This window comes from Micromonospora violae (assembly GCF_004217135.1).
GTDB lineage: Bacteria > Actinomycetota > Actinomycetes > Mycobacteriales > Micromonosporaceae > Micromonospora > Micromonospora violae.
Genome location: NZ_SHKK01000001.1, coordinates 3,006,446 through 3,022,675 on the forward strand (window position 1 = coordinate 3,006,446; position 16,230 = coordinate 3,022,675).

The following is a 16,230-nucleotide window of genomic DNA, read 5'->3' on the forward strand; positions in this document are numbered from 1 at the left end:
CGATAATGGCCCACATGTTGGATGCGGCGGAGAACGCCTCGCCGGTCGAGGCGGTCGAGGCGGTCACCCGGGAACTCGGCGCGGCGCTGGGAGCACGCAACGTCGCGTTCCTGATCGCGGACCTCAGCGGCCGGGCGTTGGTGCGGCTGGCCCACGTGCCGTTCACGGATGCCGGCGCCGGGCGCCGCGACGGTGAGGAACTTGCCACCGTGCTGCCCTTCGACGGCGGCCCCGCCGAGCAGTCGTTGCGCACCCAGACGGTGCGCGTCATGGCGCAGTCAGACGGGTGGACGGTGTGGGCGCCGGTGACCGACCGCGGTGAGGCGATCGGCCTGCTACAGATGGTCCTGCCGAACGAGCCGGACGCGCGGGAACTCGCGGAGATCGGCCGCACCGCGCACGTGCTGGCGTTCGTGGTGATCGCCAACCGGCGGCACACCGACCTCTTCGAGTGGGGGCAACGCACGACCCCATTCACCCTGTCCGGGGAGATCCAGCGCCGCCTGCTGCCCGGCTCGTTCACCTGTGAGGCCAGCGCGTTCACCTTGTCCGGCTGGCTGGAGCCCGCCGCGAGCGTCGGTGGGGACACCTTCGACTACAGCCTCGCCCGCGACGTGCTGCACTTCAGCGTCACCGACGCGATGGGTCACGGGGTGGCCAGCGCGCTGACGGCCACCCTCGGCGTGGGCAGCCTGCGCAACGGTCGCCGGCGCGGGGTGGGCCTGGTGGAACAGGCCGCGGCCGCGAGTGCCGACCTGGCCGGGCACAGCGCCGTGCCCGGCAGTTTCGTCACCGCGGTGCTGGGCCGCCTCGACCTGCGCAGCGGGGTGTGCGCCCTGCTCAACGCCGGGCACGTCCCGCCGATGCTGGTACGCGACGGGGACACCCAGGCGGTGCCGCTGCCGGGCAACTTTCCCCTGGGCATGTTCGCCGAGGCCGATTACCAGGCCGGCGAGATCACGCTGCGCCCTGGCGACCGCCTGGTGGTGGTCACCGACGGCGTGCGGGAGCGCAACGCCGCCAGCCTGGATCTGCCGACCATGCTGCGGTCGCTCGCCGGTCTGCACCCGCGCGAGGCCGTCCGGGCGTTGGCCGACGCCGTCCTGAAGGTCAGCGGACCGACGCTGGCTGACGACGCCACCCTGTTCATCGTCGACTGGCACGGCGGGCACAGCGAGGACCGCCACACCAGCGCCGGCGCCGACCAGGCACGCGCCAGCACCGCGCTGCCCGACTGACTACCGGCCCGCCGTGTCGGTGGGACGCACATCCGCTTCCGCCGCCGGCACGCTGTCGTAGACGTCGATAGCCCGGTCCACCGACGTGACCGCCAGCACGCTGCGCACAGCGGGCTGCACCGCGGCCAGGCACAACCGCCCCCCGACATCCCGCAGCGCCTTGAACATCGCCACCAGCGTGCCCAGCCCGCTGGAGTCCATGAATCCCACCCCGGCGAAATCCACCACAATGTGCCGGTCGCCGCCGTCGACCAGCCGTTGCAGACCGTCGCGCAGCTGCGGGGACGTCGCCATGTCCAGCTCGCCGCGCACCTCCAGCACGGTGCAACCCCGCCCCGGCCGGACCGACATCAGCAGATCCACGGCATCCTCCCCACCCATGATCCCGCTCAGCCTAGTGCGCGAACAGGTGAACCGCCGTTTGCCGGCGTAGGTCGAACCTCACCGTTTCGTCGGCAACCCAGCCGCGCTCAGTTTCGCCAGCCACTCGGTCAGTTCGCCAGGCGAAATATCCGGCGGCCATCGTTGGTCGTTTCTACAGGTCGCCGGGTGTGCCCGTGGCGGCGAACACCTCGACCGTGTCACGTAGCCGGTCGAGAAATTCCGTCAGATCAGGTGCCACCACGTCGCATCGCGGGTCATCGCCGCGGTAGACGCCAGCGACGGTCTCGCCGACCGCCGGTCCGGCGTGTGATCGCCGCACTCGCTCGGCGCCCCGAGGGCTCGGATCAGCGCGCCGGCTCGGCGGGGAGCCGATGCCGGCGAATCAACCGCTGCCCGATGAAGGTCCGCCAGACCCGGTCCGCGACGGTCGGTTCGACAATCCAGAGCCGACGCTGTGCCTCGGCGAGGGTGAGCGGCGCGCTGAAGAGATCCAGGAACAGCCGGCTGCTGCGGTTGAGGGCGAACACCTGACCGTCGACCCGGCGGAACAGGTGCCGGTCCGCCGGCAGGTCGCCCGGGGTGCCCTCCTGCTCGTCGGACCGGATCCGCCGGTACGCCTCCCAGACCTGCTCGTCGTCGCGGTCCACGAAGGCGCCGTTGGCGAGGAACTCGGTCTGGTCGTCGGTGTCGTGCCGGACCCGGTCGTTGGCGAGAACGCCGCGTACCGCCGTGCCGTACCGGTCGTGGTAGAAGAACGTGTGCGGGGTGTCGGTGCTGCCCAGCCACGGACGGTGGTAGTGCCCGGGGTTCAGGCCAGCCTTGGCCTGGGCGATCTCGGCCTGCGCCGCCTCGGTCACCGGCTCGTCGTAGCGGAGCATCCGGACGATGTCCGACCCTTCCACCGGCCGCACGTTGGTGATGCCGAACCGGTCGGGTTCCTTGGCGACGATGGCGCCCGGGGTGAGCATGAAGTCACCGAGCCCGCCGAGGGTCCACAGGTCCGGGTTGTCGCGCAGGAAGGTGATGCTGTCCAGCGCCTCCTCGCGGGTCTCGGTGGGGAAACCGGTGAAGCCCATCATCTGCACACCGATGTTGGCCTTGGTCATCGCGGTCATGGTGCGGCGTACCTGCTCCGGCTTCGTGCCCTTGTCGATCAGGTCGAGGATGCGCTGGTTGCCGGACTCGAAGCCGACCGAGATGGCCACGCAGCCGCTGCGCCGCAGCAACTCGCAGCGCTCGTCCGACCAGTACTTCTCCAGCCGGATCTCGGCACCCCAGCGGAAGTCCAGCCCTCGCTCGACGACCTGCTCGGCGAAGCGCAGGATGGTCGCGGGAGCGAGCACGTCGACCGAGAAGTAGATGAACTTGGCGAACTTCGACAACTCGGTGACGTCCGCGATCATGGTGCTCACCGTGTCCTGCCGCCATGGGCTGGTGGGACCGTCGGTGTTCAGCCCGTAGTCGCAGAACGTGCACTTGTTCCAGTAGCAGCCCCGGGTCGGCGAGTAGTAGACGAACCGCTCCGGGCTGAGGTAGAGGTCCCAGGGCAGGCCGGAGAAGTCCGGCACCGGCACCTGCGCCAGGCGTTCGTAGCGCAGGGGCAGGTGACGCTGGCGGCCGTACTTGGGGTGCAGCCGGACGTTGGGGTGCCCGGCCGGGAGGGTGCCGGCCGCCACCGCGTCCAGGATCTCCGTGTACGCGCTCTCCCCCTCGCCGACCACGATGGCGTCGAAGTCGGCCAGCACCTGGAAGACGTACTCCGGTTTGCTGGCGCACTTCCAGACGTCGGAGATCTCCGTGCCGCCCGCGATGAGGAAGACGTCCGGGCAGGCCTGCCGGACGAGTCGGGCGATCCAGAGCGCGAACGGCAGCTGCCACTGGTAAGTGGCGCTGATGCCGATCACCTGGTGCCCACCGGCGGCCAGCCGGGGGATCAGCACGTCCTCGTAGTACGGCAGGAAGGGCCGGTTGAGCCGAGCGAGCAGCGCCTCGTCGGTCAGCGCGGCCACCGAGCCGATCGAGATCATCGGCGGCGGGTGGAGCCGGAAGCCGGCGTGGAACTGCCCGGGGAACCCGACCGTGCCGAGCGCGTCCATCCACGAGATCACGCCGTCGACAGCGTCCTGGTAGTGCCGGTAGTCGTAGAACAGTGTCGGGTCCTGCAGGACCGCAACCGACCGACGTAGCCGCTCCGGATCCGGGTCGGGCAGGCCGAGTTGGTTCGCGCGGGCCATCAGCGCGTCCGGGCCGCTGAGGTCGTCGATCGAGAGCCGGGACAGCTCCTTGCGAAGCCAGTCGTACGCCGATGGGGTGTACGAGTGGTGGAACGCCTCGATGTTGGCGTCGATGATCTCCGCCGGCCGGTGTCCCTGGGCCCGGGCGTACGAATCGAGGTAGTTCAGGGAGTGGTATCCCGAGGTGGGATCGGTCAGCGGGGGGTAGATCAGTGCCGCCTTCACCGTGCCGCTCATCGATGCCTCCTCAGCCGACCCGGGCCGCTGAACCGGCCAGGGTGTCCTCCTGCGCTTGCGTGCCCACCGCTGGCAGTCGCGGGGCACCGAACGCCTTGACGTATGCGACCAACGGTTCGGCGGCGTACCGGAACGCCGCGAGGTCGACGAAGCCCCGGTCCCACGCCGCCGCTTCCACCTCGTCGACGGCACAGCCCCACAGCCGGGCGAAGCACGCGTCGACGATCTCGGTGCGGAAGTGCAGCCGACCACCCGGGCGGCGATTCCCCGTCGTACGCGGGACGAGCGTCTCGTTCAGCGACGCCGCCGTCGCCGCGACCTGCCGCGCCGCGGTGAGCATCGCGGGGGTACGCAACGGCGCCGCGACCATCCACAGCGCCAAACTGCGGTACGGCGTGGTGCCGAACGCCCGCACCAGCAGCCGCAGCACCGCCTCGCGGTCGTCGAGACCCCGTTCCCGGTCGGTCAGCCAGTCCCACCCGCTCCGCGGCGCACCGATCAGCCCGCGCCGACGGGCGACCTCGCCGGCGCGCTCCTCGACCATCGGGTCGGCGATGTCGACCTCGGCCAGCCCGGCCAGCACCCCCCGCCGGTGCCAGGTCGCCGACTCGGGATGCAGCAGCATCAGCACCGCGGCGGCCTCCCGGTCGCTGGCCCAGTGCCCGCCGACCGACTCGCCGGCGAACCGCGAGCGCCAGCTGTCGAGGAAGCGGGTGTGCAGGTTGTCGATCGGCTGGTCACCGGCGTGCGCTGGGCACAGCTCCGGAGCGTTGTCCGCCGCCATCGACAGCAGCATCCGCGCGTCGGCGCCCTTGGTGTCGCAGGGGTCCTGCCGGTGCCAGGTCAGGAACCGGTCCACCATGGCTGCCGCCTCGGGTGGTGCGCTGCGCTCCAGCGCCCGGTACGACCGCCGCCGGAACGGCAGGTCCCGGCCGATGGTCAGCAGCAGCGCAGCCTCGGCGTCGCTGAGCGCGCCGGCCGCGACGGCGCGGCGCAGCGCGACCCTGATGTTCACCAGGGGGACGCTCAAGGCGCGGTGGCCTTCCTCGGCGGGCCCGTGCACGACGGCGACCTCGTCGTCGCCCGTGACGACCCCGTCGCGGTAGAGCTGGAACACCTCGCCCACACCACGCATACCGAACGGCCACAGCTCGGCGGCGCGCAGTGCGCCCATGCTGGCGGCCCCGGCCACGGTCACGCCACGGTCCAGCAGGTCGAGGATCTCCCGGTGGCGGACCGGCGGGTGTTGCAGGAAGAACCCGTCGATGACGAGGACCCGGTCGCCGGGGGCGACGTCGAGGCGGAGCAGGTCGCCGTGCGCGACGGGCGGCAGCACCACCGCGTCGGGCAGCAGCCGACCGACCTCGTCGACCGGCAGGCTCGGACCGATGAAGACGACGTCAGTCACGGGGCACTCCCGGTCGGGTACTCAGGGCCCGCTCGTCGAACATCCGCAGGCCGGGGGCGAAAACCTTGCTCACCGGTATGCCGATGTCGTCGTGGGTCAGGTCGACGCTGAACGGCTCGACGCCGGTGACCCGCTGCACCCGCGACGCCAGTTCGCGCAGCACCTGGGTCACGTCCCCGACCGGTGGCGGGTCCCGGCGGACCGGCCGGACGGGCCGGTCGACGGTGGGCGGCGGCACCGGCGGACCGCCGACATCCTGGTACGCGGTGGCGTCGATGTCGTCCCGGGCTCCGGAGACCATGACCAGCCGCGATTGCGCTGCCTCCGCCATGGCGCGACCGACGGCGATCTCCGGGTCCAGGTGGCAGCCGAAGCCGCCGAAGGTGACCGGCAGGTCCTCCGACCAGATCGAGGCGGCGTAGCAGGGTACGTCGACGGCGTTGGTGATGTCGCAGACCTCCACCCAGCAACCGGCCCGCAGCAGTGCGTCGTGCACCGTGCGGGTCATCGCGTTGGTGGCGGTGCCCGGGTCGGCGTAGGTGCGCTCGGCCAGCGGTGCGGTGCAGTACGGGGCGATGCAGTCGCGTTCGACGACCTCCAGCAGAGCGTGCAGGCTGGCCTCGGCGAAGGTGTTCCCGGTGGCCAGCCCGTTGCTGCTGGGGGTGAACAGAGCGCGGTCCCAGCCACGCCGGATGGTGAAATCGAGTTCGATGGTGGCGCGGGGCACCAGGCAACCTGTGCCGGTCACCAGCCCACGGCCAGCCACCCAGTCGAGCTCGACGGCAGGGGTCAGGGGAGACCGTTCCGCCAGGTGCAGCCACCGGACGTCGTAGGGCAGGTCGAGCGCCTCGGCCGGGGACCGGACGACGGTCCCCGGCCGGAGGTTCTCGGCATGCCAGGACTCGATGCTCTCCATGACCGCGCTGACCCGGGCCTGCATCGCCGTGGCGCCGGTGCCGACGCTCACCGCCATGGTGGCTCCCACCGGCCGGTAGGCGACGTGCACCGGTAGGCCGATCTCGTCGAGCCGGGTGATGTCGGCGACCCGGGTGATCCGGAACCGGTCGAGCAGGTGTCCGACCCGCTCCCAGGTCTGCTCCACGGTGGCCGTCCGGTAGGTGCCGGATCGGAAGGCGATGGTCTCGGTCGTGTCAGTCATCGAGGCTCCCGGCGGGGGGTGGGGAACTCAGAGGATGAGGACGGCGATGATGTTGACGTTGTTGTCGGCGATGGGGGCCACGCCGCCGGCGACCGTCTCCAGCTCGGCCTCGGTGAGCTCGTTGAGGTCGACCAGCGGCACCTCGGGCACGTGCAGGATGTGCAGGCCGGGCGTGCCGGCCCAGTCGGCGACGATCTGGTCCTTGGTGTAGAGCGTGGCGGGCTGGGCGCGGTCGACCTCGACCCGGGCTCCGGGGGTGACCGGCAGGCCGGCCGCGGTCGCGTAGCCGGTCGGGTCGGCGAGCAGGCGCTGCAGTTCCTCGTCGCTGCGCCACACTGCGGTGACCAGTTCCGAGTATTTGGTCACGAACCTCGCGCCATATTCCTGTTCGTCGTTGCTCATCGTTCGGTCCTTTCCTCGGGTGGCTGTAAGACGGGGTGTGAGCGCCGTGGCGAGAACGCTACGAAGATCGAGCTTCGACAATCAACGATTTCGGCTGACTGCCATCAGAATCTGCCGCGCCGACCAATGGGCGGCAGACTTCGGTGTCAGGTGCAGCAGCACGGGCAGCAGCAGGCGCAGCTGGGGTCCAGCCCGGCGACGACGCTGTCCAGTTCGTCCTCGGCCAATTCCGCCTGAGCCACCGGCAGCAGCGACGGCACGAAGAGCACGAACGTGCCGGTGCTGCCGGCCTGTTGCCAGGACTCGATCTGCACCTCCAGGTCCGGATCGGCGTCGGTGACGTCCCGGACGACCCGGACCTGCACGTCCTCGGACAGCTGGAGCCCGTAGCCGGCGAGGAAGCCGCGCGGGTCCCGGTCGAGCGCCTGTTCCTTGGCCGGGTCGGCCCAGACGTCGGCGACCAGCCGGCTGTACGCGGCCACGAAGACCGCTCGATCGACAGGTGTCACACCCTGCTCCCTTCGATGGTCGACCGCCCCGGGGCGGCGACAGGCAGCGCGGGAGGTTCCGGGCCGCCGGTTTCGTTTCATCGTGGGTCACCGGTGGATCCGGTCCGCCCGGAGAGCGGGAATTTCATCGAATGTGGCCGCGAAAAGGTCGCGCTGCGGCGAAAGTCGGGTAATTGGGAATCAGCGACTTGCGGCGGATGGTGATCCTAATGATTGTCACCACATTGGACAAGTAGTAATTCCTCGCCTGTTACCCGCCCGGTGCCCAGCCTTACGCTGCGATCGGCGGACCGCCCAGCGTGACAGCGGTTCGACGGGGTTGTCGTGTTCCGTCACCGAGTGCTGCCGGAGGCCACCGTGACCATCGACGAGGTGACGACGACGCCCGGCGGCCCGGTCGGGTACAGCGTGGAGGAGCTCGCCCGCAAGGTGGGGATGTCGCCGCGCAACATCCGAGCCCACCAGGCCCGCCGTTTGCTGCCCCCACCGGTGCGGCACGGTCGGGCCGCGCTCTATGACGACTCCCATGTCCGCCGACTGGACGCGATCCTCGCCCTGCAACGACAGGGCTTCAACCTGGTGTCCATCGAGGCGATGCTCGGGGTCCGGGCCAGTGACGAGGCGCCCGACGGGCTCACCGCGATGCTGCAACGCCTGACCGCCGACCGTCCCGCGCTGGCCCACGCGCTGACCCGGCACGGCGTGATCGGCCGGACCACCGACGGCACCGTCCGCACCGTCCGGCCCCGCCCGCTGCGCGCCGCCCTGGACCTGCATCGGGTCCGAGTGGGTACGGTGCCGGCCCTGCAAACCCTCAGCGAGGTGCTGGACAGCCTCCGGCCGGTCGCCGACGAGCTGGTCGCCGCCGTCACCGCCCGGCTGCTGACCCTCGCCCCGGAGCTGGTACGCAGCGACGCCCGGTCGTCCTGGGCCGATCTCGACCGGGAAACCCTGTTGCTGACCCAGGGCGTGGTCAACGTGCTCACCGAGGCGTTCCGGCTCGCCGTGGAGAACCAGTCGGAGGCGCACATCGCCGAGCTGCTGGAGAACCACCTCGACGCGGACGTGTGCCTGGAGGACAGCACTGTCATCGACATCGGCTGACCGGCTGTCAGCTGGTGGCGGGCTGGCCGTCCGCCCGCTGGTTCTCCGGCACTGTGTCGGACCGTTCCGGTTCGGTGAGCAGTTGCCGCCGCGCCAACCGGTGGAACAGCCCCTCGGGTTGGTTCATCAACTCGTCGAAGGTGCCCCGCTGGACGATCCGCCCGGCGTCCAGGACGACGATGGTGTCCGCCGCACGGACCGTGGACAACCGGTGGGCGATGACCACCCGGGTCGCGGCCAGGGCCGCGGTGCTCCGGCTGACCACCTCCTGGGTCCGGTTGTCCAGGGCGCTCGTCGCCTCGTCGAGGAAGATGATCCGGGGTAGCGGGGCCAGCGCGCGGGCGATCAGCACCCGTTGCCGCTGCCCGACGGAGAGCGTCCCGCCGCCGAACGGCACCATCGTGCTCATCCCCATCGGCAGCGCCTCCAGGTCGTCGGCGAGGCCGGCCATCCGCGCCGCTTCCCAGACCTGGTCGAGGGGGAAGCTGCCGGCGCCGCAGATGTTGTCGCGTACCGAGCCGGCGAAGAGCTGACCGTCCTGCAGGACCACGCCGCACTGCCTGCGGACCGCGTGCACGTCGAGTTCGGAGAGGTCCTGGCCGTCGTAGAGCACGGCGCCCTGCTGCTGGCGTTCAAAGCCGAGCAGCAACCGCAGCAGTGTGGACTTCCCGCAGCCACTCGGTCCGACGATGGCGACGAACTCACCCGGGCGGACGTGCAGGTCGATGTCGGTGAGCACCGGCGGGTCGTCCGGCTGGTAGGCGAAGGTGAGCCGGTGCAGCGCGATCTCGCCGCGCAACTCGCCCGGGTCCACCCGGTCCGGCCGTGCCTCGGGGTCGGCGCGCAGGATCTCCCGCAGGCTGCCCAGTCGGGGCACCGCCGCGATCACCTCGACCCCGGCCGACACCAGCACCAACAGCGCGCCCAGCAGCATCGCGAAACCAACGTTGAGGATGAAGAAGTCGGCCGGCGCGACCCGACCGGCGAGTGGCCCCATCAGCACGGCGAACAGGACCAGTTGACCGGCGATCGGCAGCACGGTGCCGAAGGCGACCAGGCCCGCCTGACTCTGCCGGACCCGTTGCAGCGCCGCTCGGGCCGTCGCGGTCACCTCCGACCAGCGTGCGTGGGCACGGGTTTCGGCGGCCGCTAGTTTGATCTTGACGATGCCGCCGAGCAACTGGTTGGTCATCGCCGCCGCCCGGTGCTCGGCCGGCAACGCGGATCGCTGCTGGCGGACGATGAGCACGGCGAACCCGCCGAAGGTCAGCATCGTGACGGCGACGATCCCCGCTCCCCACAGCCCGAGCACGGGCTCGACCACCAGGAGCATGCCGAGGGTCACCGCGACGGTGGCGGCCGCCGTGACGAGTTGCGGCAGCAGCGCGCTCAACGACTCACCGACGAACGAGATCCCCAACATCGAGTTGGCGATCTCGCCGCTGCTGCGACCGGCGAAGAACCGGGCCGGCAGCCGCATCAACCGGTCCCAGATCGCCAACTGCGCGCCGGACTGCATCCGGCCGTCCAACCGCAGCAGACGCAGGTTCTGCACCACACCCACCAGCCCCGCGACCACCGCGGCGCTGAGCATCAGCGCCAGAAAACCGACAAGACCGGTCACCTCGCCCTGCCGGGCCAGTTGGCCGAGCACCTCGCCGGTGGCCAGCGGCACGCCCAGGCCCAGCAGTGCCACGCAGATGGCGGCGAACACCAGACCACGCACGTCACGGGACGCACCGACCAGCCCGGCCCGCAGCAGGTGGCGCATCCGAGCGGCCGGCGGCAGCGGCGCCTGCACCTCGGTCGCCTCGGCGGCGAACGTGGCGGCCGCTGTCGCGTCGATCGAAGCGTACGCCCGGGTGTCCGGGTCGACCTGGTGGTAGCGGCCCCGGCGGAACATCAGCGGCACCGCGACGGGCCGCTCCGGGTCATCGCCGGCCCGCCACCCCACCAGTGGTCCCAGGTCCCGCCGCCACCATCGCTCCGGAAGCCGCACCTCACGCAGGAACAGGCTGGACGCCCGGGTCACCGCGTGCACCGCCGCCCGGTCGTCGAGCGGGGCGCGGCTGCGGTCGGCCGGCTCGTTGATCGGGCTGCCCATCCCCTCGGTGACCACCCGCACCACCGACGCCGCCCGCCCGTACCTGTCGAATCCGGCCTCGTCATCGGGAACCGGAACCGCACCGCCGGCGCCGATCACCCCGATCGACCGGCGGGCCGCCGCCGCGAGCATCGCCGCGTCGGTCTCCCGGCGCCGCCGCACGGCGCTCAGCAAGGCCGCGTCGGCCTCCTCGATCCGGGTCTCCACCATCCGCAGCAGCCGGGCCACATGCTGGTCGACGGCCGACCGAAGCTGACCGTTGACCAGCAGGTCCCAGCTGCCGTGGCTCTCCACCGCGCACGGCGACTCGGCCACCACCCAGTCCCGCTCGGCGACCAGCAGCAACTCCCGCTCCCCCGACATCTCCGCCGGGCCACCGTCATTGCGTCGCAGTTGCCCACCGGCGCTGCGCAGCCACCACGCCCCGCCGGTGGAGGTGAGGGCACTCCCCTGCGCCAGCGAAATGATCTCGCGTCCGCGGAGGGTGGACGCCTGCCGGGGCGCCTGCCCGCGGCGCAACGCGTCAGCGACGGTGACCAGCACCCGGTCCACCGCTGCGACCAGCTCCACCGCGGCGGCCCGCGCCCGCAGCGACGCCCCCTCGTCCGCCACTCGACCGAGCCGAACATGCCGCTCCAGCACGGACAGGTCGCGCCGGGACAGCCCGCGCAACTCCGTACCGGGCAACGGCACCAGGATCAACTGCCACGCGCCGATCGCGGTGGACGTCGGCACCAGGCCACCCGCCGGCAGCCGGGCCACATGGTGCCGACGCGAGGGGCTGATCCCGGCCCGACGAACCGCGAACAGGTCGGCCTCACCTCCGGTCACCAGCCAGCCGGCCGCCGGGCCGTCCAGACGGCAGACCTGGCGTACGCCGTCCGAGCAGAAGCCGATCAGGCCGCCGGCCGACGGATCCTCCACCGCGCCACCCATCAGCGTCTCCTCGGATCGTCGTGGTCAGTGGTCCCGGACCAGGCGCGCGTACGCCCCGTCCTGAGCGACCAAGTGCTCGTGGGTGCCACGCTCCACCTCCCGACCGCCGTCCAGCACGACGATCAGGTCGCAGTCGCGGACCGTGGACAGGCGGTGGGCCACGATCAGGCAGGTCGCGCCCCGCCGGCGCAGGTGCCTGTCGATCCGGCGTTCGGTCTCGGCGTCCAGCGCGCTGGTGGCCTCGTCCAGCACCAGCACCCGGGGGTTGCGCACGAGCGCTCGGGCGATCTCCAGCCGTTGCCGCTGCCCTCCGGAGAAGTTGCGGGCGTTCTCCCGCACCGGGCTGCCGAGGCCACCTGGGCGGGCCGCGACCTCGTCGTAGAGGCACGCGTCGGTCAGCGCGGCGACGACGTCCTCATCGGCGACCGTGAGGTCCCACATGGTGACGTTGTCCCGCACCGTCCCCTCGAACAGCCGTTGGTCCTGGTCCACCATCGCGACGGTGGCCGCCCAGAGGCCGTCGTCGGCCGCGACCCGCTCAAGGCCGTCCACGGTGACCCGTCCGGTCCAGGGACGGTAGAGCCCGGCGACCAGCCGACCAACCGTCGACTTGCCACTGCCCGACCGCCCGACGAGCGCCACCCGGGCACCCGGCGGCAGGTCCAGGCTGAAGTTCTCCAGCAGCGGACGGCCCAACGGGTTGTAACCGAAGGTGACCTCCTCGATGCGCAGATGCCCCTCCATCGGTGCCACCGGGCGGGCGGATCGGTCCTGGGCCGAGGGCAGTGGGTACCGCTCCACGTCGCGCAGCCGGTTGAGGTCGGCGCTCATGTCCTGCAACCGCGAACCCAGCGCGGTCAGATTGCCCAACGGACGGTTCATGGCGGCCGCCAGGCTCTGCATGCCGACCAGCACGCCGACGCTCATCGCCTCTGCCACGACCTGTCGGCTGCCCAGCCCCAGCAGCACCGCTGTGGTCGCCGAGGCGAGCAGCGCCGGCAGGACCGACAGCACCGCGGTGGGCACCCCCAGCCGCTGCTGCCGGGTGGCGACGGTGGCATGGCGCGCGGCGAACCGGGCCACCGCGCGCTCCTCCTCCCCGCCGGCCTTCACCGTCTCGATCATCTGAACCGTGGTGTAGACGGTCGTCACCAACTTGCTGCGATCTGCCTGAAGGCCGGCGACAGCGGTGGACCGGGTCGACGCGACATAGCGCAGCACGCTGACGTTCAGCCCGGCGAGGACCACCGCGCACAGCCCGAGCAGCAGGTCGTACTGGCAGAGCAGAGCCCCGTACGCCAGCACCAGGCCGGTGTCCACCACAGTGGTGGCCGTCCGGCGGGTGAGCACCTCGGCGACCACCTCGTTGCCCCGGACCCGCTGGCTGAGGTCGGCGGCCTGCCGCTGGTCGAAGAAGGTCGGCGGCAGCCGCAGCAGATGTCGGAAGAACCGGGCGGCGCTGGAGAGGGCGAGCGCCGTCTCCGCGCGTACGGTCAGGCGTTGCTGAAGCAGGCTGGCCAGGAAGGTCAGCACGGTGGCCACCGCCACCGCCGCCACCAGGCCGGCGAACGCGGCCCGATCCTCCTGCAGCAGCACCCGGTCGACGAAGACCTTGGCCATCACCGGGATGGTCAGACCGACCACGGCGATCAGCAGGCCGAGCAGCAACATCTGCGCGATCGCCGAACCCGGGCCGCGCCACCGCTCGGCCAGCGCCCGCACCAGCCGGTAGCGGGTGCCGCCGGGTCGGAACTCGGGGCCGGGCTCCATGGTGAGCACGATGCCGGTGAAGGCGCCGTCGAACTCCTCCCAGCTCACCGCGCGGGGACCGGTGGCCGGATCGTTGATGAAGACCTTACGGCCGAGCCCTTCCAGCACCACGAAGTGCTCGAACCGCCAGAACAGCACCGCCGGCAGCGCCACGGTGGCCAGGCCGGCCAGGTCCATCTGGAAACCCTTGGCCACCATCCCGTACCGGCGGGCACCCTTGAGCACGGTGGCCGCGGTGGAGCCGTCCCGGCTGACGCCGCACACCCGGCGCAGCTCCTCCAGGGGCACGTGCCGACCGTGGTGCGCGAGCAGGATGCCCAACGCGGCGGCACCGCACTCCACCGCCTCCATCTGGATCAGGGTGGGGGTACGGACCCGTCGACGCCGGATCCTGGGCAGCTCCGGCGCTGCGCTGGCGGCGGTCGTCGGCGCGCTCATCGCCGCAGCAACCAGTCGATCGGGTGTTCCCGGTCCACTGTGAACCACGCGGTGACCTCGCTGGCCGAGTTGAGCTGGAACGGCGGCGGGGACTTGGTCCAGCGCAGACCGCCCGGGGCGGCCGGGTCGGGCTCCAGGGCCACCGTCACCCGCACCACGCTGCCCCGGGCGAGCAGCCGCCGGACGTCCGGCCCGGTGCCCAGGAAGGCGCGCAGCGAGGCCTCGGTCTCCGGGAAGGCGCCGACCGTGGTGACCTGGCCGGCCAGGGTGCCGAACACGTTGCGCGGCGCGGCGGCGGCGGCCACCTCGACGGACACGCCGGGTTGCAGCAGTGGGGCGGCGACGGCGGGCGCGTAGACGACGGCCTGCAACGCGTCGCCTGCGGTGTCGAGCCGTTCCAGGTCGGCCAGGTGTGTCCCCGGGGTGACGATCTCACCTTCCGAGACCAGCCAGGCGACGACGTACGCGTCACCCGGCGCGGTCTCCACCCGCACCTTGCCGTCCGTGGTGCGCAGGCTGTAGAGGGGCATGCCCTTCGGCACCCGCTGGTGCGGTGACGCCCACACCTTGGTGACCTGACCGGCGTCGAGCGCGTCGAGCGCGGAGATCCCGTTCGAGTGGATCAGCACCCCGGCCGCCTCGACGGTCCGGGGCACCACCGTACGCACCGACCAGACCCCCGCGGCGACCACGACGATGACCAGCGCGGTGGTGGCCAGCCAGTTCGGCACGGTGGTCAGCCGGACCGCCCGGTCCAGTTGCTCGGGCGCCTCCAACTGGCGCAGCGCCTGCCGTCGGAACTTCATGGCCGGCTCCGCGCCGCGTCCGGGCCGGTGGCTCGGCACGAGCCGAGCAGGAAGTCGGCCACGCTCGGCTCGACCAGCGGGTCGAGCCCGGACAGCTCGGCGAAGGCCTGGGAGTCCCCGGCTCCGAGTGCACACGGTGCCAACCCCATGGCGGTGGCCACAAGGTACATCTGCTGGGTCAGCACACCCGCGTCCTTGAGAATCATGGCGTAGCTCATCCCTTCGTACTTCCACATGAGCCGCTGGACCCGGGCGGTGACCACCAGGACCGTCTGCGGCGGCCGAGGTAGCGCGCCGGACGCCCGGGCGTACGCCAGCAGCCGGTCGGCGGCCGCTCCCCAGGCGGCGACCGGCTCCAGCCGGTGCCCGACCGGGTCGTAGTGGTAGAGCCCCGGATCGAGCCCGGCGCAGCGCGCGACCAGTGGATAAATCTCCAGCTCGTAGACGCCGCCGCCGCCCGGGTAGGGCCGGTGGCCGACCTCCTGCCCGCCGGCCTCGCCGACGGCGGTGGTGTGCTGCGACCGGTAGAGGAATTCCGCCAGCCGGTCCAGGGGCAGCGGCGCCGCGTCGTCGTGGTCGCGCACGCTGCGCCGGTCCGCGACGACCTGGCTGAACGAGGGGTCCGCCTTGGCGATCGGCGCCAGGTCCGGCAGTGGCAGTTCGACCGCCCGGCTCCCGTCGTACGGGCGGCGCAGCGGTTGGGGGGCGAAGCGCTCCCGCATCCGGTAGGTGCCGCCCACCGGCAGCGCGTGCCGGCCGGCGCGGGAGCGGTGGTGCAGCCGCAACTCCTCCGGCGACCAGTAGGCCAGCGGCGCCTCGTCGCACTCCGCCTCGAACTCGGCGTCGGTGACCAGGACCCGGGCGGTGGCCAGCTCGTCGAGCACCCGTCCGGCGACGTCCAGCGGCACGCCGAGGGTGCGGGCCACCGCGTCGGGTCCGACGCCCGGCACGGCGGCGGCCAGCACCGCACCGAGGGCGGCGTCGGCGCACCCGACGACGAGGGTGCTCAGCGGCGACGCGGCCACCAGCATGCCCCGTTCGTGCTGAAGGGTGGCGAAGCGGGAGAGCCGGTAGCGGACCCCGGGGGTGTGCAGGCGAGTCTCCGGCAGACTGCCCCGGCCCAGGCCGGTGGGCACCAGGTCGAGCAGTGGCCGATCGTCGACCTGGACGCGGCGCTCCAGCCAGGAGTGGGCGAGCAGCCGGCGCAGCAGCAACTGCGCGGGCAACACCCGGTTCTCCCCCTCCAGGCCGCTGATCAGCCGACCGACCTCGACGTCGTTGACCCAGTCGGCGGCGAGCCGCAGCAGCAGCGCCCGCCGGCCCATGCCCGGCTGCTCCAGGGTGAGCTGGAAGCGGGTCTGCCGCAGCGTCAGCGCGCCGTCCTCACCGAGCCGCAGCTCCGCGTCACGGCGCAGCCGGTACGACTCCTGAATCGGCGGACCGCCGACGGAGCCGCTCACGACGGTCGCCGACCGGCCGGGTCCACCACGGTGGTCATCCC

Annotated in this window: 12 protein-coding genes; 2 read left to right on the forward strand and 10 right to left on the reverse strand. The window is 71.8% G+C overall.

Annotated features, from left to right (window positions below):
- Positions 1-14 precede the first annotated feature (14 nt).
- The gene (locus tag EV382_RS13290) at positions 15-1,238 is read left to right on the forward strand and encodes a PP2C family protein-serine/threonine phosphatase (RefSeq protein WP_244236662.1); all 1,224 of its coding nucleotides are present in this window, start codon (positions 15-17) and stop codon (positions 1,236-1,238) included.
- On the opposite strand, the gene EV382_RS13295 is transcribed toward EV382_RS13290, so the two are convergent.
- The 6 genes from EV382_RS13295 to EV382_RS13320 all read right to left on the reverse strand — a co-directional run bounded on the left by EV382_RS13295 (position 1,239) and on the right by EV382_RS13320 (position 7,571).
- Positions 1,239-1,601: an STAS domain-containing protein gene (locus EV382_RS13295; protein WP_244236663.1), complete on the reverse strand. Its 363-nt coding sequence runs from the start codon at positions 1,599-1,601 to the stop codon at positions 1,239-1,241. It lies immediately after the preceding gene.
- A 365-nt stretch (positions 1,602-1,966) separates the two neighbouring features.
- Complete coding sequence (locus EV382_RS13300) at positions 1,967-4,093, reverse strand: B12-binding domain-containing radical SAM protein (protein ID WP_130401936.1); 2,127 nt, start codon at positions 4,091-4,093, stop codon at positions 1,967-1,969.
- A 10-nt stretch (positions 4,094-4,103) separates the two neighbouring features.
- On the reverse strand, positions 4,104-5,501 hold the full coding sequence (locus EV382_RS13305) for a TfuA-like protein (RefSeq protein ID WP_130401938.1): 1,398 nt from the start codon (positions 5,499-5,501) through the stop codon (positions 4,104-4,106).
- Positions 5,494-6,660 carry a YcaO-like family protein gene (locus EV382_RS13310; RefSeq protein ID WP_130401940.1) on the reverse strand — a complete coding sequence of 389 codons (1,167 nt, stop codon included), beginning with the start codon at positions 6,658-6,660 and terminating at the stop codon, positions 5,494-5,496. Before EV382_RS13310 ends, EV382_RS13305 begins: the two co-directional genes overlap by 8 nt.
- A gap of 27 nt (positions 6,661-6,687) precedes the next feature.
- Positions 6,688-7,062, reverse strand: coding sequence for a class IIb bacteriocin, lactobin A/cerein 7B family (locus EV382_RS13315; protein ID WP_030328340.1), 375 nt, complete (start codon positions 7,060-7,062; stop codon positions 6,688-6,690).
- A 146-nt stretch (positions 7,063-7,208) separates the two neighbouring features.
- Positions 7,209-7,571, reverse strand: coding sequence for a hypothetical protein (locus EV382_RS13320; protein WP_130401942.1), 363 nt, complete (start codon positions 7,569-7,571; stop codon positions 7,209-7,211).
- Between the two features lie 324 nt (positions 7,572-7,895).
- Between EV382_RS13320 and EV382_RS13325 the strand changes: the two genes are divergently transcribed.
- Positions 7,896-8,675 carry a MerR family transcriptional regulator gene (locus EV382_RS13325; protein ID WP_130401944.1) on the forward strand — a complete coding sequence of 260 codons (780 nt, stop codon included), beginning with the start codon at positions 7,896-7,898 and terminating at the stop codon, positions 8,673-8,675.
- A 7-nt stretch (positions 8,676-8,682) separates the two neighbouring features.
- Here EV382_RS13325 and EV382_RS33100 read toward each other — a convergent pair whose 3' ends face one another.
- The 4 genes from EV382_RS33100 to EV382_RS13345 are packed head-to-tail and all read right to left on the reverse strand — an operon-like array spanning position 8,683 to position 16,189.
- Positions 8,683-11,715: an ATP-binding cassette domain-containing protein gene (locus EV382_RS33100; protein ID WP_208758398.1), complete on the reverse strand. Its 3,033-nt coding sequence runs from the start codon at positions 11,713-11,715 to the stop codon at positions 8,683-8,685.
- A 24-nt stretch (positions 11,716-11,739) separates the two neighbouring features.
- Positions 11,740-13,923 (reverse strand): NHLP family bacteriocin export ABC transporter peptidase/permease/ATPase subunit, encoded by a 2,184-nt coding sequence (locus EV382_RS13335; RefSeq protein WP_130401946.1) that lies wholly within the window; start codon positions 13,921-13,923, stop codon positions 11,740-11,742.
- Entirely contained in the window at positions 13,920-14,729 is an 810-nt protein-coding gene (locus EV382_RS13340) for an HlyD family efflux transporter periplasmic adaptor subunit (protein WP_124773590.1), read from the reverse strand. The genes EV382_RS13335 and EV382_RS13340 overlap by 4 nt, the downstream gene beginning before the upstream one ends.
- Positions 14,726-16,189 carry a SagB/ThcOx family dehydrogenase gene (locus tag EV382_RS13345; RefSeq protein ID WP_130401948.1) on the reverse strand — a complete coding sequence of 488 codons (1,464 nt, stop codon included), beginning with the start codon at positions 16,187-16,189 and terminating at the stop codon, positions 14,726-14,728. Before EV382_RS13345 ends, EV382_RS13340 begins: the two co-directional genes overlap by 4 nt.
- Positions 16,190-16,230: the final 41 nt, after the last annotated feature.